This is a genomic window from Mesoflavibacter sp., from assembly GCF_964226795.1.
Taxonomy (GTDB): Bacteria; Bacteroidota; Bacteroidia; order Flavobacteriales; family Flavobacteriaceae; genus Mesoflavibacter; species Mesoflavibacter zeaxanthinifaciens.
On record NZ_CAXQQP010000005.1, the window covers coordinates 182,259 to 207,134 of the forward strand.

19 protein-coding genes and 1 tRNA gene are annotated in these 24,876 nt (G+C 32.0%); 7 read left to right on the forward strand and 13 right to left on the reverse strand.

All coding sequences use genetic code 11. The features are described from left to right. Positions 1 to 62: 62 nt before the first annotated feature. On the reverse strand, positions 63 to 2,891 hold the full coding sequence (locus tag ACEQT4_RS03120; protein WP_370225971.1) for a M43 family zinc metalloprotease: 2,829 nt from the start codon (positions 2,889 to 2,891) through the stop codon (positions 63 to 65). A 117-nt stretch (positions 2,892 to 3,008) separates the two neighbouring features. On the opposite strand from ACEQT4_RS03120, the gene ACEQT4_RS03125 reads away from it, so the two are divergent. After that, positions 3,009 to 6,977 carry a reprolysin-like metallopeptidase gene (locus tag ACEQT4_RS03125; protein ID WP_370225972.1) on the forward strand — a complete coding sequence of 1,323 codons (3,969 nt, stop codon included), beginning with the start codon at positions 3,009 to 3,011 and terminating at the stop codon, positions 6,975 to 6,977. Between the two features lie 49 nt (positions 6,978 to 7,026). Here ACEQT4_RS03125 and pth read toward each other — a convergent pair whose 3' ends face one another. The 3 genes from pth to ACEQT4_RS03140 all read right to left on the reverse strand — a co-directional run bounded on the left by pth (position 7,027) and on the right by ACEQT4_RS03140 (position 9,340). Beyond that, positions 7,027 to 7,593: an aminoacyl-tRNA hydrolase gene (pth, locus tag ACEQT4_RS03130; protein ID WP_370225973.1), complete on the reverse strand. Its 567-nt coding sequence runs from the start codon at positions 7,591 to 7,593 to the stop codon at positions 7,027 to 7,029. 143 nt (positions 7,594 to 7,736) lie between these two features. Continuing rightward, positions 7,737 to 8,369: a 50S ribosomal protein L25/general stress protein Ctc gene (locus ACEQT4_RS03135; protein WP_027879551.1), complete on the reverse strand. Its 633-nt coding sequence runs from the start codon at positions 8,367 to 8,369 to the stop codon at positions 7,737 to 7,739. A gap of 29 nt (positions 8,370 to 8,398) precedes the next feature. After that, positions 8,399 to 9,340: a ribose-phosphate pyrophosphokinase gene (locus tag ACEQT4_RS03140; protein WP_223077988.1), complete on the reverse strand. Its 942-nt coding sequence runs from the start codon at positions 9,338 to 9,340 to the stop codon at positions 8,399 to 8,401. A 144-nt stretch (positions 9,341 to 9,484) separates the two neighbouring features. Here ACEQT4_RS03140 and ACEQT4_RS03145 point away from each other — a divergent pair. Further along, a tRNA-Leu gene (locus tag ACEQT4_RS03145) sits at positions 9,485 to 9,566 on the forward strand. A 36-nt stretch (positions 9,567 to 9,602) separates the two neighbouring features. Here ACEQT4_RS03145 and ACEQT4_RS03150 read toward each other — a convergent pair. Beyond that, positions 9,603 to 10,607 carry a LacI family DNA-binding transcriptional regulator gene (locus ACEQT4_RS03150; RefSeq protein ID WP_370225975.1) on the reverse strand — a complete coding sequence of 335 codons (1,005 nt, stop codon included), beginning with the start codon at positions 10,605 to 10,607 and terminating at the stop codon, positions 9,603 to 9,605. 73 nt (positions 10,608 to 10,680) lie between these two features. Beyond that, a complete protein-coding gene (locus tag ACEQT4_RS03155; protein ID WP_370225976.1) occupies positions 10,681 to 11,670 on the reverse strand; it encodes an SMP-30/gluconolactonase/LRE family protein in 990 nt (329 codons plus the stop codon). A gap of 142 nt (positions 11,671 to 11,812) precedes the next feature. Between ACEQT4_RS03155 and ACEQT4_RS03160 the strand changes: the two genes are divergently transcribed. From ACEQT4_RS03160 to ACEQT4_RS03170, 3 genes are all read left to right on the forward strand, one after another. Beyond that, on the forward strand, positions 11,813 to 12,400 hold the full coding sequence (locus ACEQT4_RS03160; RefSeq protein ID WP_370225977.1) for a HupE/UreJ family protein: 588 nt from the start codon (positions 11,813 to 11,815) through the stop codon (positions 12,398 to 12,400). Between the two features lie 152 nt (positions 12,401 to 12,552). Next, complete coding sequence (locus tag ACEQT4_RS03165) at positions 12,553 to 12,984, forward strand: dCMP deaminase family protein (RefSeq protein ID WP_027879546.1); 432 nt, start codon at positions 12,553 to 12,555, stop codon at positions 12,982 to 12,984. Continuing rightward, positions 12,984 to 14,579 carry a S41 family peptidase gene (locus ACEQT4_RS03170; RefSeq protein ID WP_370225979.1) on the forward strand — a complete coding sequence of 532 codons (1,596 nt, stop codon included), beginning with the start codon at positions 12,984 to 12,986 and terminating at the stop codon, positions 14,577 to 14,579. The genes ACEQT4_RS03165 and ACEQT4_RS03170 overlap by 1 nt, the downstream gene beginning before the upstream one ends. Positions 14,580 to 14,603: 24 nt before the next feature. Here ACEQT4_RS03170 and ACEQT4_RS03175 read toward each other — a convergent pair whose 3' ends face one another. The 3 genes from ACEQT4_RS03175 to ACEQT4_RS03185 are packed head-to-tail and all read right to left on the reverse strand — an operon-like array spanning position 14,604 to position 16,042. Continuing rightward, complete coding sequence (locus ACEQT4_RS03175; protein WP_106677319.1) at positions 14,604 to 15,206, reverse strand: FAD-dependent oxidoreductase; 603 nt, start codon at positions 15,204 to 15,206, stop codon at positions 14,604 to 14,606. Between the two features lies 1 nt (position 15,207). After that, positions 15,208 to 15,408, reverse strand: coding sequence for a hypothetical protein (locus ACEQT4_RS03180; RefSeq protein WP_304142519.1), 201 nt, complete (start codon positions 15,406 to 15,408; stop codon positions 15,208 to 15,210). Positions 15,409 to 15,460: 52 nt separating this feature from the next. Then, entirely contained in the window at positions 15,461 to 16,042 is a 582-nt protein-coding gene (locus ACEQT4_RS03185) for a MarC family protein (RefSeq protein WP_027879542.1), read from the reverse strand. 129 nt (positions 16,043 to 16,171) lie between these two features. Here ACEQT4_RS03185 and ACEQT4_RS03190 point away from each other — a divergent pair, with 129 nt between their 5' ends. Beyond that, complete coding sequence (locus ACEQT4_RS03190; RefSeq protein ID WP_370225980.1) at positions 16,172 to 16,738, forward strand: DUF3109 family protein; 567 nt, start codon at positions 16,172 to 16,174, stop codon at positions 16,736 to 16,738. A 78-nt stretch (positions 16,739 to 16,816) separates the two neighbouring features. Here the strand turns inward: ACEQT4_RS03190 and ACEQT4_RS03195 are convergent, their stop codons facing one another. Then, a complete protein-coding gene (locus ACEQT4_RS03195) occupies positions 16,817 to 17,692 on the reverse strand; it encodes an OmpA family protein (RefSeq protein WP_106677509.1) in 876 nt (291 codons plus the stop codon). 141 nt (positions 17,693 to 17,833) lie between these two features. Then, positions 17,834 to 20,134: an inorganic phosphate transporter gene (locus tag ACEQT4_RS03200; RefSeq protein ID WP_370225981.1), complete on the reverse strand. Its 2,301-nt coding sequence runs from the start codon at positions 20,132 to 20,134 to the stop codon at positions 17,834 to 17,836. Positions 20,135 to 20,429: 295 nt separating this feature from the next. Between ACEQT4_RS03200 and ACEQT4_RS03205 the strand changes: the two genes are divergently transcribed. Continuing rightward, entirely contained in the window at positions 20,430 to 20,786 is a 357-nt protein-coding gene (locus ACEQT4_RS03205) for a toxin-antitoxin system YwqK family antitoxin (protein WP_027879538.1), read from the forward strand. 65 nt (positions 20,787 to 20,851) lie between these two features. Here ACEQT4_RS03205 and ACEQT4_RS03210 read toward each other — a convergent pair whose 3' ends face one another. Together ACEQT4_RS03210 and ACEQT4_RS03215 are read right to left on the reverse strand one after the other, a co-directional pair. Beyond that, complete coding sequence (locus ACEQT4_RS03210; protein ID WP_027879537.1) at positions 20,852 to 22,024, reverse strand: hypothetical protein; 1,173 nt, start codon at positions 22,022 to 22,024, stop codon at positions 20,852 to 20,854. A 43-nt stretch (positions 22,025 to 22,067) separates the two neighbouring features. After that, positions 22,068 to 24,872, reverse strand: coding sequence for a TonB-dependent receptor domain-containing protein (locus tag ACEQT4_RS03215; RefSeq protein ID WP_370225983.1), 2,805 nt, complete (start codon positions 24,870 to 24,872; stop codon positions 22,068 to 22,070). Between the last annotated feature and the right edge of the window lie 4 nt (positions 24,873 to 24,876).

Genomic DNA, 24,876 nt, shown 5'->3' on the forward strand with positions numbered 1-24,876 from the left:
CAAAAATAAAAAAGCCAATTGATTTTACTCAATTGGCTTTAGTTATTTATTTCCTAAACTATTTATTTTTTAATAAAAGGTAAAGTTAAGTTTCTATTTGATTTAGAAATTTTTATAAAATACATTCCGTCGCTAAAAGGTGTTGTATCAATTGTTAAATCACTAGCATTATTAATTTTATTGTCAATTAATAATTGACCTAACATATTGTAAACCTTATAAGAGTCTGGCATGTCATTTTGGTTATCTACTTTAATGTTTAAAACAGAAACTGTTGGGTTTGGATAGATAGAGATGCTATTAGCTAATTCAAAATCGTTATTTGATAAAAATGCTAATTGACTACCAAAGTAATAAGTACCAGCAATACCCATACTAAGGTTTGCAGTAAGCTTATAATCTGATCCAAAAGTAGAGTTTGTTACAGCAACAACTTCTCCTGTAGTTTCGTTTAATACAAATAAATCATTTATAGTATTACCAGTTGCAGTTTCCCATGCTGAAATTTCTGCTTGAGTAAAGTAGAAATTAATTGTAGCAGCATCTGAAGTACTAGCATTTGCTGTAGTAATGTCAAATGTTTTAGCAGTAACATAACCAGCAGGATCAGTACCACCATTATATGCTACAGCATCTGCTCCTGCAGTCGCTACGTCTCTAGATACAGCAACAGTAGTACATCCGTAATTAAATCCAGAAGTATTATCTATATCTGTCATAATATCTCCCGTTGTTACGTCTGTAGAGTATACTAATCCAGAAGTTAATAAGTTAAATTGATCTGGAGTAGATGTATTAACGTCTGTTTGAACACTAGTATCAAAAGTAGCGCTAACTTTTACATCATCAAGCTCTATAGAGAATTGATCTGATACGTTATGATGTCTAAATCCTACATAAATAGTTTGTCCTATAAAGCTAGATATATCTAATGTTCTTGTGGTTAACGTGTTTATTCCATCAAGAGTACTTTCGTTAAAGCTTGTTGGAGACGCTTGTAATGCAGTTATAGTATTAGAAGTTGCTACGTAAACTGTATAATTTTCTACATCCCAGTCTGGATCAACAGCTGCAATTTTCCATTGTAATTGTAAAGATCCTGTAACAGAAGTTAAATCTATAGCTGGTGTAATTGCCCAGTTATCTGGTGTTAAAGCTCCAGTAGTACTTACCCAAGAAAAAGATCTTAAAACAGAAATGTCTCCAGCACCTAAACCAGAATCTGTTAAAGTAACAGGAATCCAATTGTTTGTGTCTCCATCAGAATCAATAAATGACCAATCAGAAACATCACCATCGTTAAAATCGTCAAAGAATACATCTGTAGTTGTAGTTGTTGTTACAGCTTCATCATCATTAATAATCATTGTTTCGTAAACATTTGAAGATGCAGTTACGTTTCCTGTAGTAGAAACATTTACAGATAATGAAATTGTTTCATCAGCTTCTACAAAGTTATCATTAAAGATTCTTAGTGTAACTGAGTTACTTGGAGTTGTTGAACCAGAAGCAAAAGTTACAGAGTTGTTAATAAGTTCGAAGTCTTCATTTTCTGTAGCAGTTCCTGTGTTAACTAAACTAGCAGTTGCAGAAGCGTTACCTGCTATAGACATTGTTAAGTCAATTGTGATGTCTTGAAAGTTACAATCACTTCCTTCTGTAACATTTTCAGGTAAAGCTGTAGTTACATATACTGTTGGTGATATAGAACAAGCAGTTGAAGAGTTTAACTCGACACGTCTTGGTGCATTTGCCATAATGGCTTGTATACGGTCTTTTTGATCTTGAGTAAACGTATCCATACAAGCATCGTTAGTATAATCCATGTAGTTTTGTACTTGATCAAAATCAGGGTTGTCAGTACAAGAGTTGTTAAAAAGATTACAAGTGTAGTTGGCAGCTGCAGCATTTGGTGTGTCAGCACAATAGTCATCTACACTACAATTTCCGTCTCCCCAAATATGACGTAAACCTAACCAGTGACCAACTTCATGAGTCATTGTTCTTCCTAGGTTGTAAGTACCATCAAGCATAAAAGTACCATCGTTTTCAGCAATGGTTCCCATAACATAATAACCAGCTACTACACCATCAGTACTAGCCATTCCGCCAGTAGGATTTAAACCAGGTAAATTAGGTGTATTGTCAGGAAATTGAGCGTAACCTAATAATCCTCCTAATCCAGGATTAAAAAGGTCATTAATAGGATTCCCTCCTGGATTTATTGTCCACATGTTTAAATATTTGGTAGGGTCCCATTGTGTAACAGACTTCATAGACTCCACATTAGGTCTAGTTTCCCAATCAGTTGGGTCTGCAGGTGTTTGACTATTACTATAAGGTGTTATGTTATGTCTAACAATACCTGTAGTAGGTGCGCCATTAGGATCTACTTGAGCAATACAGAAGTTAATTTCAACATCTACAGCAAGACCTGTAGTGTTTGCTCCACCAGGTGTTCCAGCAAGACGTCTGTAATCTTCATTTAAAACTTGAATTTGTGATAATGCTTGAGCATCAGTAATGTTTGGTCCGGTACCAACTGCTTCACCTGTATGAACAACATGTATTACAACAGGAATATTATAAATTACTTGCTGCGATTCAGATCTTTGACTTGCTCTGTTTGCTTTTATTTCAGCAATTTTAGGAGCTAACCAATTTTCAAAATCAGTTCTGTCAGCTCTGTTGCGATATTGTTGCTGTAAAGCCTTTTCGTTTTCGTCAGTCAAACATCTTGCAAATCCAGTTTGGTTTATAGATTCTTTAGTTTGATCTGTAAGTTGGAAGTTCTGACCGTTAGTTGCTTTTTTATTTTGATTATTTTGAGCTTTTAAGGAGAAGCTTACAAATAAAATAAATAATAAAGCACTTAGAGTAGAGTTTTTCATTTATAGAATTTTTAAAATTATAGCCCAAATTTACTTAAAAATTAATTATTAGTAAGTTAATTTAATGGGTTTGTTTTAAATATTAACTATTTTTATAAGCAATTGAAATTTTAAATTATGAAACAACAACTACTTTTAACTGTCTTCATTTTATCTTTTTTTTCTGGTTTAGCGCAAAATTCATGGAAAAAAATATCAAGTAATAGTATTGAAAATGTTAACTTAAAGAAGTTTGATTCTAATAGTTCAGTTTTATTTAGTCTGGATATTGAAGCTTTTAAAGCAAAACTACAAAGCGCTCCATTAAGGTCAAGTTCTAATGGTCAGTCCAGTACAATTGTGTCGATACCTGATGAAACTGGTAAAACACTTCAATTTAGAGTTGTGGAAGCTCCTGTTTTATCTAAAGAATTATCGATACAATATCCTAATATAAAAACCTATTTAGGTTCTCTTGTAAACGATGTTACTACTAGAGTTAGGTTTAGCGTAACTCCGTTAGGTGTTAATGTTATGATTACACGAGCAAATCAAGAATTAACATTAATACAACCAGTGTCTAGATTTTCTAATGTAGAACATATAGCTTACAAAAGAAAATCTATAAATGAAGATGTTAAGAGGTTTGAATGTCTAACTGATGAAACTAAAAATAGAGATCAAAACATAGGTCAGTCTAGAATAATGGATGCAAATGACCAGTTATTAAGAGATTATAGAATTGCAGTTTCTACAAACGGAGAATATACCCAATTTTGGGATGATGGTAACGCAGCAAACGGAGACGCTCAACAAGATGCTTTAGCGCAAGTTGTATCTACATTAAACAGAGTAAATGAGGTTTATGAAGTGGATATGGCAATAACATTTACATTAGTTACAGGAACAGAAATTATTTTTCCTGATCCAACAACAGATCCTTACACGGGTAGCTTTAATAGCCAATTGCAAAACGAATTAACAAGTACCGTAGGAGAAGCAAATTATGATATTGGACATTTATTTGCTTATGGAGGTAATAATGGTAATGCAGGATGTATTGGCTGTGTTTGTGAAGATAATCAAAAAGGAAGCGGGTTTTCTTCTCACTCTTTCTTAGATAATGATGGTGGAGCTTACATGTCAGACTTTTTTGATATTGATTATGTGCCTCATGAGATTGGTCATCAAATGGGAGCTAATCATACCTTTGCTTTTAATACAGAAGGAACTGGTGTAAATTCAGAACCAGGAAGTGGTACAACAATTATGGGATATGCTGGTATTACTGGTGCAAATGATGTGCAAGATCATAGTGATGCTTATTTTCATTATCATAGTATTAATCAGATTTTAACAAATGTAGCATCAGCACCAAACAATTGTGCAACAACAACAGCTATTACAAATAATCCTCCAGTAGCTAATGCTGGTTTAGATTATACAATACCTAATGGTACTGCTTTTGTCTTAAAAGGAGCTGCTACTGATGCGGATTCTGGAGATGTATTAACTTATACTTGGGAACAAATAGATAGCGGATCTACAACTAGTACGTCTTTTGGACCAGCGCATACAGGTCCTGTATGGAGATCTAGACCACCAAGTACTAATCCAGATAGATATATGCCAATAATTGAAAGAGTTATTGCAGGTGAATTAACAGAAACTAACCCTGTAGAAACTTTTGATAATAGTTCTTGGGAAACCGTATCTACCATAGGTAGAACGTTAAACTTTGCTTTAACTGTAAGAGATAGATCAGATGCTGGCGGAGTTGGTCAAACACCTCAAAGCGATTTTGATACCATGACCGTAACAGTAGATGGTAGTTCTGGACCATTTGCTGTCACTTCTCAAACTTCTGCGGTTACATGGGACGCTGGTTCTACAGAAACAATCACATGGGATGTAGCTGGTACAGATACTGGTTCTGTTAACACACCTACAGTTAATATAAAACTGTCTACAGATGGTGGTTTTACTTATCCTTTTATATTAGCTACTAATGTGCCAAATGATGGTGCGCATGATATTACAGTTCCTGTAACTGGCGGAGATACTGCTACAGCAAGAGTAATGGTAGAAGGTAATAACAATATTTTTTATGCAATTAATACTACTAATTTTAACATACAAGAATCAGAATTTGTTATAACAGCAAATAATACTCCTGTTGATGTTTGTAGTCCTAATGACGCTGTGTTTAATTTTACTTACAATACTTTTTTAGGTTTTTCAGGAACAACCACTTTCTCTACTTCTGGTTTACCTGCAGGTACAACTGCAACTATAACTCCTACAACAGCTACAGCAGACGGAACAGCAGTAACAGTTACAGTAACAGGTATCGGAGGTTTGTCAATAGGTAATTATCCGTTTACGCTAACAGGTACATCAGGTTCAATTACTAGTTCTGCAAATGTAGAATTCAATGTAAATGACACAAATTTTTCAACCATTAACACTTTAACACCTGCTTTAGGCGTGACAGATGTAGCGCCATCTAATGCTGTGTTTACATGGGATGCAGACCCAAATGCGACTTCTTATGAGTTAGATATTGCTACAGATTCTGGTTTTACTTCTATAATAGATAGTCAAACATTAACATCAAATAATTACACATCAACAAGCTTAGCAACTCAAACAATGTATTGGTGGAGAGTTAGAGCTGTAAACGATTGTGGTAATGGTGCTTATGCTACTTCAAATTTTGAAACAGCAAACATAGCGTGTAATACATATACTTCTAATGATACACCAATTGCGATACCAGATAGTAATACCACAGGAATATCTTCTATAATTACAGTTACAGATGTTAGCTCTATAATAGATGTAAATGTTACAATTAATATTACTCACTCTTATGTTTCAGACTTAACGGTTTCATTAGTTAGTCCTGCAGGTACAGAGATAGATTTAAGTTTTGAAAATGGTGGTTCGGGTATGAATTATACAGACACGGTATTTGATGATGATGCTGCTAACCCAATTGCAAGTGGTACAGCGCCATTTACTGGTGTTTATCAACCTACCGAAGCGCTTTCTATATTAAACTCTGAGTTTTCTTCTGGAGATTGGACATTAAAAGTTATAGATAGCTACGGTTTTGATACTGGAGATTTAGTAAATTGGTCAATCGAGATTTGTGGCTCTCCGCAGAATGATACAGATGGAGATGGTATACCAGATGGATCTGATAATTGTGTAAATACTCCAAATTTTGATCAAGCAGATGTAGACGGAGATGGAATAGGAGACGTGTGTGACGATGATATTGATAATGACGGTATTTTAAATACTTCAGATAATTGTATCTATACTTCAAACGCAGACCAAGCAGATGCAGATGGAGATGGTGTTGGAGATGTATGTGATGTAGAATGTACTGTTTATAGTGCAACAGATTTACCAATTACAATTGCTTCAACTGGAGCAGATGCTAATTATACTTCCGTAATTAATATTTTAGAAGATGCACCTATTGCAGATGTTAATGTTACGATAAGTATTAATCATACTTGGAATAGTGATTTAGATATTTCTTTGATAAGTCCTGCAGGAACAATTATAGAGTTAACTACAGGAAATGGAGGTAGTTCGGATAATTATACTAATACAGTTTTTGATCAAGATGCGACAGCTTCTATTACAACAGGTAGTGCTCCTTTTACAGGAGTGTTTATACCAGAAGGTGATTTGTCTTTATTAAACGGAGAAATGTCTGCAGGAAATTGGACCTTATCTGTAGATGATACTTATGGTCCTGAAGATGGAGGAACAATTTTATCTTTTGATTTAGAGTTGTGCTTGTTTAGTGCTTTATCAATTGGAAATGATGTTTTAAATAACACTGAGTTTAGTGTTTATCCTAATCCTAATAATGGAGAATTTACCATTAAAATGAAAAATACAGTTTTTAAAGAAGATGTAGAAATTTATGTTTATGATATAAGAGGAAGAAAAGTATTTTATCAAAGTTTTAAAAACTCAAATGATTTTATTCAACAAATTAGATTAAATGATGTTGAGTCAGGAATGTATATACTTAATGTAATAGATGGAGAAAATACTAAAACTAAAAAACTTATTATAGATTGATTTTTAGCATAGTAGTAAAAAAAAGGGAAGCTAATTTAGCTTCCTTTTTTTATTTACCGTTAAAGGTATTCATTGTGTTATTAACTCCAGCTGTGCCAAAAGATTTAATTAGTTCTATACTTTTATCTAAGCGTTCGGGTAGTTTTTGGTTTTCTTCTTCATCCCATTCTCCTAAAACATAGTCTACTTGTCTACCTTTACTAAATGCGTCGCTTATACCAAATCTAAATCTATTGTATTTAGTAGTGTTTAATTTTTCTTGAATATCTTTTAAGCCATTATGTCCTCCGTCACTACCTTTAGTTTTTAAACGTAAAGTTCCAAAAGGTAGATTTAAGTCGTCTGTGATAACTAATAAGTTTTCTAAGGGTATTTTTTCTTTAGTCAACCAATATTGCACAGCTTTTCCGCTAAGATTCATATAGGTGCTGGGCTTTAAAAGTATAAATGTTCTTCCTTTAAATTTATAAGTGGTAACACCTCCTAGTTTAACTGTCTCAAAAGTTAATTCTTCTTTAGACGCTAATTGGTCTAAAATTTTAAAACCGATATTATGTCTTGTATTTGTGTACTTTTCGCCAATATTTCCTAAGCCAACAATTAAAAATTTTTTCATAGGGTTTTGTTTATTAACTAATACAGTTGGATTTTTTTAAATAATTTTTTGAAAAAATCACACATCTTATTAAAGTTTTTTTTCAAAAATAAAAAAAGCATCCTGAATTATCAGAATGCTTTATTTATGAGTTTAAAAAGAGTTTATTCTTTTACAGCAGCAACATCGTCTGTTTCAGTTGCTGGTACGTCTTCATCTTCATCTTCATCGTCAGCAGCAACAGCCATAGATGCTCTAGAACGTCTTACTTGACAAACTACAGTGTTGTCTGGGTGCATAAATTTGAAGTCTTCACTGTTTAAAGCAGTAATATAAAGCTTATTACCAATCTTTAAATCTGTAATATCTGCTTCGATGTAATCAGGTAAATTACCAGGTAACGCTTTTACACGTAAGCTACGTTTGTTTTTACGTAAAACACCACCATTTCTTACACCTCTAGAGTTACCTGTGAATTGTACAGGAATTTCCATTGTTACTTCTTTGTTATCAAATAATTGATAGAAGTCAATGTGTAAAATATTATCTGTTACTGGGTGAAACTGAATGTCTTGTAAAATAGCATTGTAAGTGTCACCATTTTCCAGCTCAATCACAACTGTATGCGCATTTGGCGTGTATACTAGTTTTGAGAAGGCTAATTCTGGTGCAGAGAAATGCACTGGGTTGTCTCCTCCGTATAATACGCAAGGAACCTGACCAGCATTACGTAAGGCTTTTGTTGCTTTTTTGCCCACGCTTTCTCTTTGAGATCCGTTGATTGTAATTGATTTCATAATTGTTATTTATATTTATTTAATTATTTCTACATTATAAATTTTGAGCTTATTGATGCATTATGGTGTACGTTATGCATTACTTCTGCAAATAAATTTGCGCAGCTTAAAACTTTTACTTTTTTGCTTTCTTGTTTAAGAGGTATAGAATCTGTTACAATTAACTCTTCTAATCTAGAGTTTTCTAATCTCTCATAAGCGGTGCCAGATAATATTGGATGAGTACAAATCGCTCTTACGCTTTTTGCTCCTCTTTCCATCATTAAATCGGCAGCTTTGGTTAATGTTCCAGCAGTATCAACCATATCATCAACTAATACAACATTTTTACCCGTTACGTCACCAATAAGTTCCATATGAGAAATTACATTGGCTTTAGCACGTTGCTTATAGCATATTACTACATCGCTTTGCAATGCTTTAGAGTATGCGTAGGCACGTTTTGATCCTCCCATATCTGGAGAAGCTATAGTTAAATTGTCTAAATTTAACTCCTTTAAATAAGGTAAAAATATAGTAGATGCAAATAAGTGATCTACTGGTTTTTCAAAGAACCCTTGTATTTGGTCTGCATGCAAATCCATTGTTATAATGCGAGTTGCTCCTGCAGTTTCCAACATTTTTGCAACTAATTTTGCTGCAATTGGTACTCTTGGTTTGTCTTTTCTGTCTTGTCTAGCCCAACCAAAATAAGGTAGTACTGCTGTTATGTGTCTTGCAGATGCACGTTTTGCGGCATCTATCATTAATAACATTTCCATTAAATTTTCAGAACTAGGATTTGTAGATCCAATTATGAAAATTCTTGTTCCTCTTATAGATTCTTCATAAGAAGGCTGGAACTCTCCATCGCTATACGTTGAGGTAATTATTTTACCTAGATTAGTACCGTAAGCAGCCGCAATTTTTTCTGCTAAAGTTTTACTTTGCGTTATAGAAAATATTTTGGCTTCTGTTGTTGTACTAGACATAGTAATGTGTTGTTAAGCAGCACTTAAGACTACAGATTTTTATTTGAGGTGCAAATTTAGTATAATTTTTCAGCTTTAAAAGACATTAGTAGCTATTTTTAGTATAAAAGATTAAAATTATATTTAATTTTGCACTTCCTAATTGCTCAAGTGGCGGAATTGGTAGACGCGCCGGATTCAAAATCCGGTTTCTTCGGAAGTGTGGGTTCGATTCCCACCTTGAGTACAAAGTCTTCTAAATGTGTTGTTTAGAAGACTTTTTTTATGAGGATTGTCTGTTTTGGATTATTGAAGCGACTACTATATTTTCAAATGGTTTCTCAGGGAATTTTAATCGATCTATCAATAATTTTGTGGCTTTTCTTCCTATTTCTATACCATTTTGGCTTATAGTAGACAATTCTGGAGTTAGATGAGATGCTGTTCTTTCACTAGAATAGCCAATAATAGCAACGTCTTTAGGTATTTCTAATCCTTTTTCTTTAACAGATTTTAGACCAGATAATGATGATTGAATATCTAATGCTATTATAGCATCTGTTTGATTATTACTTAAAAATAAATCTGTTTCTTTTTTTATACCTTCTTCGGATGATGATACTACATAAGACTCTAAAAACTCTATTCCGTTTTCATTAAGGGCTTGTTTATAACCTGCTATTCTTGATTTACCAACTGTTAAGTTGCTAATAGTTGATACTAGTGCTATCTTTTTTCTTCCAGATTTTATTAAATGTGATGTAGCTTTGTAAACTGCTTCTTTATCATCTACCAAAACTTTATCACAATTAATATCTTTAACTACTCTGTCAAACATGACAATAGCTTTTTTGTTATCTAGAGCAGATGTAAAATGGGTATATTCTTTTTTAATTTGAGTTTCTTCAGAAGCGGTTACTATAAAACCGTCTACAATTCCGTTTGAGAAATGGTTTAAGTTATTAGATTCTTTTTCTAAAGATTCATTAGTAAGACTAACAACTAAGTTGTAGTCTGTTTTTGCAATTTCTTGTTCAATACCATATAAAACTTGTGCAAAAAAGAAGTTTTGTACACTTGGGATAACTACAGCTATGGTTTTGGTAGTTCCAGATTTTAAATTTCTAGCTAATACATTAGGTTGATATTTATGAAGTGCAGCAAGTTCTTTTACTTTAGTTTTGGTATCATGACTAATTTCTGGGCTATCATTTAATGCTTTAGATATTGTTGATATTGAAACACCTAATATTTTTGATAACTCTTTTAATGTGATGCTTTTCTTCATTTTTTCTGAATTTCCCAAGTATTAAATTTACAAATTCCTACTATAATAGCAAGAATTAATATTGTTTTTTGTTTTATCTAATTGCTTCTTTAAAAAAGAAAGCTGGTCTGCCTTTAGCTTCTGGTTTATATTTAAAAATAGATCCTGCTAGAGGATATTTTTCTCTTTCTTCATTTGTCATATCGTTGGTAGACGTTGTGATATATAAAACATCCAAGTTTTTGCCTCCAAAAGCACAAGATGTTACATTATGTGCAGGTACTTCTATTTTTGAAATTAGCTGTCCTGTTTTTGGATTAAATTGCGCTACAGCATTACCATTCCATAAAGCAACCCATAACATATCATTTTGATCAATAGTCATTCCGTCTGGATAGCCTAAAGATTCTGGGACATTAACTGCTACTTTTTCGTTAGAAATTGTACTGGTCTTTATGTCGTAATCATAACTTTTAATGGTTTTGGTTGGTGTGTCTATATAATACATGGTTTTTGCATCTTTAGACCAAACAATTCCGTTAGAAATTGTAACACTATCAATCATTTTTGTTGTAGTTCCGTTAGGTGCTACTTTATATAAGCTTGCTTTAGGTGAAGATTCTTTTAAATGCATAGAACCAACCCAAAAATTTCCTTGTGGGTCACACTTTCCGTCATTAAAACGGTTCTCGGTCATCGAAGCTTCAATATCAGAAACTTGATTTAATTTTCCGTTGTCTAAATTTACCTGATATATACCATCTTCAAGAGCTATAACCGCTTGCTGTTTTGTGTAAGGGACAACGGTTCCTATTTTTGATGGTATTTTAATTACGTTATTATTTTTTGTTTTAGGGTTATATATATTTAGTGTTTGCCCTTCAATATCTACCCAGTATAATTCTTCAGTTTTATAATTCCATATAGCGCCTTCACCTAATTTAGAGCTAATTTTATATTCTAAAGTAGCAATATTAGTAATCTCATTTTTTTCTACTGGTGTTTTATTTTCCTTACAACTAGTTAAGGTTAATATTGAAAATAGAAGTGTAAGTGCTATAAATTTAAAAATTGTTTTTACCATTAGTATTAGATGCGAATTGAGTATTTTTTTGGCGAAGATACAACCAAAAATAAGTTTTAAGTTTTGACACAAGTAAATATTGAAATTACTTTTGCGTTTTTTTACTTTTTGTATATTTACCCAACCCTAAAAATAACACCTAATGTTTAACGACTTTTGGCAAACTGTACAATATGGAATGAATCATGTGCTAGATATTAACGCATATGACCATGTATTATTTTTAATCGTATTAGCTGTACCTTATTTATTTAGAGATTGGAAACGCGTTTTATTACTGGTTACCATGTTTACAGTAGGACATACTTTATCTTTAATTTTGTCTGTTTATGGTCATGTACGTGTACAAGCAAGTTTGATTGAGTTTTTAATACCAATTACCATTTTAATTATGGCAGTTTACAATGTGTTTACTGCTGGTAAGCAAAAAAATAGCCAGAAAATAGGTATTCTATTTGTGTCGACATTGTTTTTTGGTTTAATACACGGTTTTGGTTTTGGAAGAGAATTTAGAATGAACTTAGAATCTGGCGATAATAAATTTATAGCTTTATTAGAGTTTGCTTTAGGTATAGAAATAGCGCAAATAATAATAGTCTTTATTGTTCTATTTTTAGGATACATATTTCAAACAATATTTAGGTTTTCTAAAAGAGATTGGATGATGGTAGTCTCTTCAATAGTAATAGGACTAGTAATTCCGATGTTAATAGATAATTGGATTTTGTAGTAATTAAATATTAAAAAGAGCCAATTTTATCTAAAGTTTTCATAAAACTTATCCTTTTAAATTGTAATTAAAATACTAACCTTATATCTTCGTTATAGGTTTGGGTTAGGTTTTTTGTTTGTCTACCTAAACATCCGACAAAAACTAACTACATGTCCAAAAAAAAACAATTAAAATACGATAAGGCGTATTTGCGTATAGCTAAAGAATGGGGAAAATTATCTTACTGTAAACGCAAACAAGTTGGCGCAGTTATTGTAAAAGATAGAATGATAATCTCTGATGGTTATAACGGAACACCAACAGGTTTCGAAAATTTTTGCGAAGATGAAGAAGGTTACACCAAATGGTATGTTTTACATGCCGAAGCTAATGCAATATTAAAAGTAGCCTCATCAACGCAATCCTGTAAAGGAGCAACATTATATATAACACTATCACCGTGTAAAGAGTGTAGTAAGCTAATACACCAAGCAGGTATAATACGCGTAGTATATAATCAAGGATATAAAGACGATTCTGGTATAAAATTTTTAACCAAAGCAGGTATACAAGTAGAACATATAGAACAATTAGAAGAATAATGTCAAAATTTAAAGTTTACATACCATTTATAATAGGACTAGCAGTAGCAGCAGGCATATTTATTGGTGGTAATTTAGACTTTGGAGACACATCAGATAAACTATTTACATCAAACAGTAAAAAAGACAAGTTAAATAGGCTAATTGATTATATAGATTACGAATACGTAGAAGATGTCAATACAGATAGTATAGTAGACGTTACCGTAAACGGAATATTAGATAACTTAGATCCACATTCGGTTTATATTCCTAAAGATAAAATGAAACGTTCTGCCGAAAACATGAAAGGAAATTTTGTGGGTATTGGTATTAATTTTTACACATTTAAAGACACAATAACAGTAATAAAAACTGTTGAAAACGGTCCAAGTGCTAAAGCAGGAATAAAAGGTGGCGACCGTATACTAGAAGCAAACGGAAAATCTCTTTTAGGCGAAACAAATGATAGTTTAGTAGAAACTTTACGAGGTAAGCGTTATTCTGAAGTCAAGTTAAAAGTCTACAGAAAAGGCGAACCCAAACTTTTAACCTTTAACGTAACAAGAGATGTTGTACCTATAAAAAGTGTAGATGCAGCATACATGTTAACCGAAGATTTAGGTTACATAAAAATTAATCGTTTTGCAGAAAGCACTTACAAAGAGTTTAAAAAAGCATTAAAACGTTTAAAAAAAGAAGGTGCAAATAGTCTAGTTTTAGACTTAAGAGAAAATCCTGGAGGATTTTTAGAAATAGCTGTGAATATTGTTGACGAATTTTTAGAGGACAATAAACTTATTGTTTATACAAAAAACAAAAAAGGAGATATAGAAAAAAGCTACTCAACATCTAAAGGAGATTTTGAAAATGGTGAACTTTTTGTAATGATAGACGAAAATTCAGCATCAGCTTCAGAGATTATTGCAGGCGCTTTACAAGATAACGATAAAGGTACAATTGTAGGAAGACGATCTTACGGAAAAGGTTTAGTCCAACGCGAAATGCAATTAGGAGATGGTAGCGCAGTACGTTTAACAGTATCTAAATATTATACACCAACAGGGCGATCTATACAAAGGTCTTACGCTAATGGTAATACAGATTACTATGATGATTATTCGTACAGAATGAAAAGTGGTGAGCTAATTGACGAATCTAAAATTGAAGTGGCAGACTCTTTAAAATTTACAACACCAAAAGGAAAAGTGGTGTATGGTGGTGGCGGAATTATACCAGATGTTTTTGTGCCTTTAAACAGAAAAATGGAAAACGAAACACTTAGCTTTTTAGAAAGAAAAGGTTTTTTTAATAATTTCATTTTTGAAGAAATAGAAAAAGACCGCAATTATTACTCTTCTATATCAAGACAAGACTTTTTTGATAATTATTTAGTAGAGGATAATATGATTAAAGATTTTGAAGAGTATTTGAAAATTAAAACAAGATCTAACATTGTTTTTGTAGCCTATAGAGAAGAAGTTAAGCATTACCTAAAAGCTACAATAGCAGAACAGCTATATGGTTTTGGTGCTTACCATAAAATACTTAACAAACACGATGATATGATTGATAAGGTAATCCAATTACATCAGAAAGTAGAAGTTGAAGAGTAATCTTTTCTGTAAGACTAAAATCACCTACGCCTTATCATGCACTTTAGTGTGCTTGCCATTATTCCAAATTGTTAAAATATCTGTAGCAACATGTGCACCGCTACCAGATGCAATTGCAAATTGACTACGCCAACCAGCTAATGTACCTGCTACATATAGGTTTTTTTTAACTAAATGATCTTTGTTTTCTAACCAGATTCTATCTTTTTCAATAACAGCTCTAGGATGAGGTTTTATGTAACTTTCAAGACCTTCAATGTCTAATAAATTAGTATATCCAACAGCAACTACTACACGTTTAGTGTCGTAGCTTTGTTTATTAGTGGTTACAGTAAAGCCAAAGTTAGTTTCTTCAATTTTTTTTACTTTTTCTTTTTCTATTTGCTCTACTTCTGGATATAAGTTAGCTAATTGCTCTTTTCCATCTTTAAGAATATCATCACCTAATGTGCCAGGTTGTAATCCTAATACGTTATTAAATAATGCAGTTTGTAAATGCGAAGCTTTTTGATGCATAATAATAGCAACATTTTTTCCTTCTGCAAAAGGTTTTTTTAACCCAGAACCTAAAACCAATGCACAAGAAAGTCCAGCTGCGCCACCACCAATAATAATTGTATCTTTCATCTTAAAGTCCTTTACTTTTAGCTTCAATTTTTTTAGAAATACGTAAAATTTGAAGTAACATTATAGCGCACAAAGAGGCAACAATTGTAATTAGAGCAATTAAACTTTGTCCTTCTAGTAAAGCGTCAAGATTTAATTGTGTAGCGTTAAAAATAATTAATGCTACAGCTAATAATGTAAGAATATGTATAAAGATTTTCATTAGTTTAAAGATGTATAAATGCTTTGTAAAAGTTTATACAAAAATACAATATTTAAGCTAATAAGATTTTAATGTTATCGGTAAATAGTTTTACAGCAATAGCTAATAATACTACACCAAAAACTTTTCTAATAATTTGTATACCGTTTTGACCTATTAGTCGCTCTATACGTCTTGATGTTTTTAAAACAATGTAAATAACTATAACATTTAAAACTACTGCTACAATTATGTTTTGGATACTATATTCTGCACGTAACGATAATAATGTTGTTAAACTTCCAGGTCCAGCAATAAGCGGAAACGCTAACGGAAAAACAGAAGCTGTCATTGGATTAGTTTCTTCATCTTTATAAAGGGTGATGCCTAAAATCATTTCTAAAGCAATAAAAAACAAAATAAACGCACCTGCAACAGCAAAAGAGTTAACATTAATACCAATTAGATTTAATATACTTTTACCTAAAAACAAAAATGCAATCAAAATAATACCAGCAATAATAGCTGCTTTTTCACTTTGAATATGACCAGCTTTTTTACGTAAATCTATAATAATAGGAATATTACCTACAATATCAATTACAGCAAAAAGGACCATAAATACGGTAAAGATTTCTTTAAAACTTAACGACATAGTATTAGGGTTTAAATTTGGCGCAAAATTAGTTTTAATTCGTTGAAATTCAAGCGAAATATTGATTTCTTTTTAAGGTCTTTTTTTTGAAACAAATAGCTCTATATTTGCAAAAAATATTAAATCAAAATGTTTCAGTTAGGAAAAACTATTGTTTCTGAAGATATTATTGAAAAGGACTTTGTCTGTAATCTATCGGCTTGTAAAGGTGCATGTTGTATAGATGGAGATGCTGGTGCACCTTTGTCTAAAGAAGAGGCAGATATTCTTGAAGAAATCTACCCGAAGGTTAAACCTTTTTTACGTAAAGAAGGTATAGAAGCTATAGAAGCACAAGGAACATCTACAACTAACGACTGGGACGAAATTGAAACACCCTTAATTGACAATGCAGATTGTGCCTATGTTATTTTTGATGACAAAAAAACTGCGCTTTGTGGTATTGAAGAGGCTTTTAATAAAGGTGAAATAGATTGGAAAAAACCAATATCTTGTCATTTATATCCAATACGAGTTAAAGATTATACAGAGTTTTCTGCAGTAAACTATGAACGCTGGGATATTTGTGATGATGCTTGCTCACTAGGTAAAGAATTACAAGTACCAATTTATAAATTTGTAAAAGACGCTTTAATAAGAAAGTTTGGAGAAGATTGGTACAGCGAGCTAGAAAAAGTAGCTGATAAAATGAGGTAGTTTATTGTAAACAATATAAAATAAAAAAGAGTAGATTTATGTCTACTCTTTTTTATTTTCAAATTATAGATTTATAATTTACATATCGTTAGCTTCTAGCGTTTCACTAGAGGCCATTAGTGCAAAAAACTTATCAATATTTGGTAATATTACAATGCGTGTTCTACGGTTTCTAGCGCGGTTTTCTTTACTGTCGTTATCGGTTAGTGGTTGGTAACTGCTTCTTCCAGCTGCAATTAATTGCTCTGGCGGTACACCATAGTCTTTTTGTAATGCTCTAACAACAGAAGTTGCACGTAGTACACTTAAGTCCCAATTATCTTGTATTTTGTCTGTATTAATGGTTCTTGAATCTGTATGACCTTCAATCATAACATTTAAGCTTGGTTCTGACTTAATTACATCTGCTACTTTTTTTAATACTTTATTGGCTTTGTTATTAATTCTATAGCTAGCTGTATTAAATAGCATTTTATCTGAAATTGAAATCATTACTACAGTTTCGTCAATATTTATTGATATGTCATCGCTTTCATCAATTTCACTTTCATCAACAAATTTTTTAAGGTTTAAAGATAAAGCTAAGTTCATAGAATCTTCAAGAGTCGTTACATACTTCATCACTTCTGGGTCTACCTTACTTAAAGTTTTACGCATGCCAATTTTTGATTGTTCTGAAATAACAGCTTTGTTACCAACTGCATCAAATTTTGTTTTGTTTTCTTCTGTAAGCTCTCCAACTTCTTCGGTAAGGTTATTAATTTTAGAGTTGTAATTTTGAACTCTAGCTTCTATAATGGCAAACTTTTTTTCAAGTTCTTCTTTTTCTACTCTGGTTTTAGTTAGTTCACTTTTAATTTCACCTTTTTCTTGTTCTAAGGCTAAATATTTCTTTTTTGAAACGCAAGCAGTTAAAAATATTGCGCTTAGTGCTACTAATGTTAGTTTTTTCATAAATAGTTTAAATTTTTGAGTTACTTTATTTACGCTCTCTAACATGGTATAGATGTTTAAATTTTGTTAAAGTCAAAATTTAAGCATTAAAAAAGCCTCAATTATTGAGGCTTTTTAGTTGATATTTTTAATTAAAGTGATTTATTCTTCTTCGTTTTCAGCCACTCTAGCTGGTGGTACCTTACTGTCAAAAGCTTGATTGTATTCGTCTAGTAAGTTCATTGTAGCACTAAGTAAATCTTTAGTTTCTAATAATAAACTAAAATAAAGTGTTGTATTTTTAGGTGAAGATTCTTCAGTACGAGTACGTTCAACCTGCATTTGTATTTTTTCTTTTACCAAGTCGTACACTTTACCTCTGTTGTTTAAAATGCGTGCTATATCTTCAAAAGAACGAGATTTAAAAGCATCTTTTGTATCCATTAATAGCTTTTCTAAAGCTTCGTCTACTAACTTTAGTTCTTTAAGTTGGTTGAATTTAAGTTTTTTGTGGTTGTTATGTACATGTTTGTAGCTAATCTTAGATATGTAATCTAATGATTGCGTCATGTCTTGTAAGTAACCCAAAATGTTAATGTAAAAACTACTTGCTTCAACACTAGACTCGTCTAAGTTTTTAATAAAATAGAAAATATGATCTCTTAAATCATCAACTTCATTAGATAGTTTTGTGATTTGTCTTCTATTTTTCTTTAACGCATTTATATCTTGTTTAGCTAAGCCATTAACTGCATTGGTGTAAATTTTGTTTCCTCTCTTTACAACATTAGCTATGTTATCGGCACTTTCATGAATTACTCCTTGGACAGAGCTACTTTCTGCTTTAAATAAGCTGTCTTCTTCTTTAGCTTTTGAGTTTTTCTTGTTATGAGCTATATAATTTCTTACTAATAATGTAAATGCAATAAGTAATAATATAGGTGTCATAACCTTTACATTAAGATGTAGTAAGTAAGCAATTAATGCAGATGCGACAAAAGCTATAAAAGCGGTAAAAAACCATCCGCCTATTACATTAATTACACCAGCAACACGATACACAGCACTTTCTGCGCCCCAAGCACGATCTGCTAAAGATGTACCCATTGCTACCATAAATGTAACGTATGTTGTGGATAATGGTAACCCTAAAGATGTAGCTAAAGATATTAGTACTGCAGCAACCATAAGGTTAACAGCTGCTCTAGCTAAGTCAAATGCAGGTATATCTTCTTCTTTTAATGTTAAATCAATAGCAGGAGTTTCAAATTGCTTATTTATTTTTTCTTGCCACGAGTTAGGTACAACATAAGAGTACATCTGAGACATTAACATTGCAGATCTAACAAATCCACGGGATAAAAAGTTAGGCTGAAAACGTTCCTTTGTGTTACTTTGGCTAGATAAGTCTAAAGATGTTTTTACTACGTCTTTTGCTTTACTAGAAAACCATAAGGTAACTACCATTATCATACCTGCTATAAAAAGAAGTAGGGTAGGCGTTTCTACAGCTTTAGATAAAAATTTCATTGATAATTCTGAAGCTGGTAAACCTTGTGCAACATACTCTTGATACGATTGCCAACCCGCAATAAATACACCAACAAAGTTTACTAAATCGTTTCCTGCAAAAGCAAGTGCTAAGGCAAACGTACCTACTAAAATTATGATTTTATATATGTTTTGTTTTAATGCGGTTATTAAACCAAAAGAAATAGCACTCCATACAACAAGGTTAATCCCTATAATGTTTATAACATTACTTTCTAGGTATTCTTTAATGGTTAGACCATTGGTATATTCAAATTTTAAATCGGCATAAGGTGTACCTTTTATCCCTTTTATTAAAATAAAATATGTAATTGCAGTTAATGCAATACCACCAAATAAAGCGCCAACCCAATTCGCTTTTTCTTGAAAGTTGTAGGATAAAAGTAAACGGGTAAACCATTGTACAATAGCACCAACTGTAAATGCAACAACCACCGAGAGTAATATACCAAGGATAATTTTTGTTGCAGTAGATGTATTGATATAGTTTATTAATTCTGAAGAAGTTCCGCCATCAGACCAGATTTTAATTAAAGAAACTGCAACTGCAGCACCTAATAATTCAAATACAATAGAAACTGTTGTTGAGGTAGGCATACCAACAGAGTTGAAAAAGTCTAGTAGTAATATGTCTGTAATCATTACCGCCATAAAGATGATCATGATTTCATCAAACATAAATTCGCCAGGATTAAAAATTCCTTTTCTAGCAACTTCCATTAAACCACTAGAAAATATGGCACCTAAAGCAACACCAATACTAGCAACAATCATTATAGTTTTAAAAGAGATAGCTTTAGAGCCAATAGCTGAATTTAAGAAGTTTACAGCGTCATTACTAACTCCAACAACAAGATCTGCAATAGCTAAAATAGCTAAAGCAATTATCATGAATAAGTATATGTTTTCCATTAATTATGGTTAATTTATTATGGCAAATTTCATCTTTTATCTTCAACGTAATGTTAACTTAATGTTATGTTCTTTTTTAGTTTTCTATAATTTTTAAGTAAAATATCCCTTAAAACTGCTAATATTTTATGTAATTGATTGATTTTTAATGTTAAATTTTAATTTTCAAACACTTGATAATCAATATTTTATCTTTTTAATGTTAAGTTAATGTTATGTAAAGGTGTCTAAATTGTAAAAAATAAACTATATTTGTTATGTAAACATTAATAATAATCTTAAAAAAATATATACTATGAAAAATTTAATTTTGGCTTTTGCGGTGTTAATTACAGGGTTTGTTTCAGCTCAAGAAGTTAATAAGCCAACAATGGAGAAAAAAGGAGATTTAATCCAAGCAACATACTATCATGATAATGGTGCTATTGCACAACAAGGTTTTTTTAATAAGAATAATAAGTTACAAGGAGTTTGGACAAAATATGATGCAAATGGTGATAAAATTGTAGTAGGTGCTTATGACAATGGTAAAAAAGTAGGGAAGTGGTTTTTTTGGACAGACGATACTTTAAAAGAAGTAGATTATTCATCGAACAGTATTACTTCTGTAAACACTTGGAAAAACACTTCTGCTGTAGCAGATAGAGATTAATTTATATTTTTAGAAATAAAAAAAGCACCTCAAAAAGGTGCTTTTTTTTATTTTTTAAAATTAGCTTATTCAGCAGTCCAACCTGCTCCCCAAGTAGCATAATCATTAGTTGCTCCGTTTCCTTCACCTACGTAGAAGTCTGCATCTGTAAAAGATACTGTTGTGTCATTTTTTACTTTAGTAGTAACATCTACAAATGTTACATTAGTAACTTGTAAATCGTCACTAATAACACCATTACCTGTGTCTTGATCATCAAGATCAAAACCTTCGATGTATCCTGTAATATGTACGTTGTTAAAGATACCTTGTGTTCCTGCTCTTAGTCTTATAGCTTCTGCATGTCCTGCAGCTGTACCTTGACCAACAATTGTTAAGTTGTTAACGGTTGGTTTAGAGAATGTACCTGTAGCGTTGCTAAAATCTGTGTTGTATCCATCAGCTTCAATAGCTTTATCGTCAGTAATTCTGTTAGATATATATACGTTTGTTAACGTACCAGAGTAACCTTCTGTCCAGTCTACAGAGTCGTCTTCTGCATTGATAACAGAAACATAATTAGCATTTACTGTACCACCAAAAAACTCGATACCATCATCTTTACCTGCGTAAGCTTGGATGTAATTAACATCTGTACCGTTACCTACACCGTAAAAAGAAATACCATTGTTTTCAGATTGTCCATCTGCAGCTCCACCAGAATACTCTACACGTACATAGTTTAAAGATCCAGAATCATCATCAGAAATATTTCCTCCGTATGGTAGACTAGCAATTTCTGAAGTTGCTGTGTTTGTTCCTGTTACAGAGTTTATTGGTGCTCTTCCTAATAAAATTAATCCTCCCCAATCTCCTGCAGCTGGGTTAGCAGCATCAGAAGTAAATACTATAGGGCAATCTTGAGTACCATTAGCTACAATTTTAGCACCTTGAGAGATTGCTACATAAACGTCTGCTCCAGAAGCTAAAGCTTCAATAGTCATACAAGCAGGAATAGTTAATGTAGTACCACTTGCCATGATTAAAGAACCATTAATTTTGTAAGTGTTATTTGCGTCTAAAGTTAAATCTTCTGTGTAAGTACCAGATAAGAAAATTGTTTGAGGATCTGTTGTACCACCGCCAGAGTTGTTATTTGTAACACTATTGTCATTAATTACAATATCTGAAGTGTCGTCTGTAGAGCATGAAAATATCATAGATACTAATGCTAAACCAAGAATTATTTGTTTTTTCATTTTTTTAGTTTTTAATTTTTATTCTTAATTGTGTTATTGATATTTAAAATTTGTATTTAAGTTGAAGTCCTAAGTTGATACCTCTTTTATAATCTGTTACACCTTTACCATTAGCAGATGTAACTAAAATGTCACCTTGATTTTGGTCTTGTCTAACGTATTGTATTGAAGGGTTTAGTAAATTTTTTGCACTAAGATTAACTTCAAAATTGTCCTTAATAGTGTTTTTCCAAACAAAATCTAAAGTAGGAACACTTTTTTCTATAATATTACCAAGATCTCCAGATCCTAATGCATCTATTCTGTCTGAAAAGTAAGAGAATACTACGTTAGCTACCGGTTTGTAGTTGTTAAAAGTAGGAGAGTAGCTTATATCTGCATTTAAGATTAAAGGAGAAGCGCCTTGTAACTCATCTTCACTTTTATTAAAAGCTAAGTCAAAAGTTCCGTCTATATTTTCGTATAAATCTTGTTTAGTGTCCATGTAAGTTGCGTTTACACCAAAAGCTAAAACAGCGTCTTCGTTTTCGTCTTCAATAATGTTCTTTCTCAACTCTACTTCAACACCGTAAACTTCAGCTTTATCACCAGTTCTTACGTAACGTTGTGTTCCTGTAGCATCACCAACAACAACTAAATTAATTGGATCGTTAATTTGTTTTGCAAATACACCAACTGAGAATATTTCACCTCTTCCAAAGAAAGATTCAAATTTTAAATCGGCGTTATAAATATCAGAGTATCCTAAAGCATCAGGGTTACCTCCATATCGTACAGATACATCTTCATAAACAAACGGAGCTACTTCTTTAAACTCTGGTGTAGATACTGTTTTACTTGCAGAGAAACGTAGATTTTGGTCTTCGTTTATAGCGTATTTAATGTTTAAACTAGGTAGGATAAAAGTTTCTTTAGATGTTTTAGAATCGTTACCATTGTTACCTAAGTTTATTACATCATAGGCTATGTTTTGTTCAAAGCTTTCTATTCTAATACCAGGAACAAATAACCATTTTTCTCCAACTTTTATTTCAGCATCTAAATATCCAGCATAGATGTCTAGTTTACCTGTGTACGTATTTTCAAAAAGTCCTGGTCTATTTGTGTTAGATAAAGTTGGGTAAGGTTTAATTACTTTAATTTCGTAAATACCACCACTACTTGCATTTAGATTTAAATTATCTAGGTTAAAGACAGAATTTAAGTTGTTTATATCTGTAATTTCGTAGCTACCATCAACTATATCGTAACCATATCTTATGTTATTAAATAATCTTTTCTTGTTACGACCATTATAACCGATATTGAATTTTAATTTTTCATTAGCTTCATAAGACAGATTTAAACGTCCGTTGTACTCATCATCCTCAATTTTTTGAAAATAACGTTGATTATCAAAAACAACATTACTGTAGAATGTTGGGTTAGTAGAAGGATCATTATCTAAAGCATATTGATAATTTTCTACGCTAAAACGCTTTCTGTCTGGTTGATCAGAAAATACTTTGTTGTAACCAAATCCCCAATCTAACTCAAATTTTCCTGATTTGTGATTTCCTAATAATTGATTAACAAACATTTTAGTTTGATCAAACTGAACATTTTGTTGGTAAAACCCTTGGTCTGTATTTAAAATTGCATCTCTATTTCTACCTGTTCCATCAATACCAAAATAACCGACAACATCTGAAGAACTATTAATAAATACTGAATTAAAACTTATGTTATTATCACTGTTTATTTTGTAGTTTAAGTTCGCCATAGCAGTAGTAGTTGTAGAATATTCATATTCTTCTGCAGCTTCAAATGCTTTTTTCTCAACAGTAGAAAAATCTACAGCTTTACCGTTTCTGTATTCGTAGTTATTTTCAAATCCTCCTGTAACAAAGAAACTTAATCTTGAACCGTTTTCAAATGAATGAGAGCTTCCTCCAGATGCTCCATAAGCCACATTGATAGGTGAGTTTACGTTTACAGGATCAACACCGTGAGATAATATAACAGCAAAAGGGTTGTGATCATATCTTCCGTAGTATCCAAAATAACCAGTCCCTTCACTTCTTACAAAGTTTTTGTCTATAGCATTTGTGTTAAAACCAGAACCAGTAAATACATCTACAAAACTTCCACCTTTATGTTCTTTAGAAGTTACATCTACATTACCAGCAGAGAAATCTCCGTAAAATTGAGCTGCATATGCTTTACTAATAGATACATTTTGAATTACATCTGAAGAGAATAAATTTAAGTCAATGTTCTTTTTATTAACATTATTTGATGGTAAAGACAAACCGTTCATAGTTGTATTAAGGTAACGATCACCTAAACCTCGAACATATACATTACTAGATCCTTCTTGTTTAGAAACACCAGATATTTTAGCGACTGCACCAGCCGCATCACTTACTCCTTTTCTTGATAATTCGTCTGCACCTATTATTTGTTTAATTTCAACAGCTTTTTTCTGTTCTAATAAAACTGCAACTTCACTTTCTCTTTTAGTAGTTGTTTGAATAACAACTTCTTCTAAAGAAGCAGCATTAGCGCCCATTGGGACATTTATTTCGGTGACTTTACCAGCTTCAACAGTTGCTTCTATTGTTTGAGTTTCGTATCCCACAAAGCTATACTCAATTACATAATCACCTGGCTTTAGATTATCCAACATGTAAAGACCAGCATCATCTGTAGTAGTACCTTTTGAAGTGCCTTTAATTAGAATATTAGCAAAAGGAAGTGGTTCGTTGTCAAATTCTTTATCAGTAAGTTTACCAGCTATAGAACCAGTGTCTTGAGCGTTTGCGTATACACTAAAAAATGTAAATAATAATAGAAATATTTTTTTCATTACG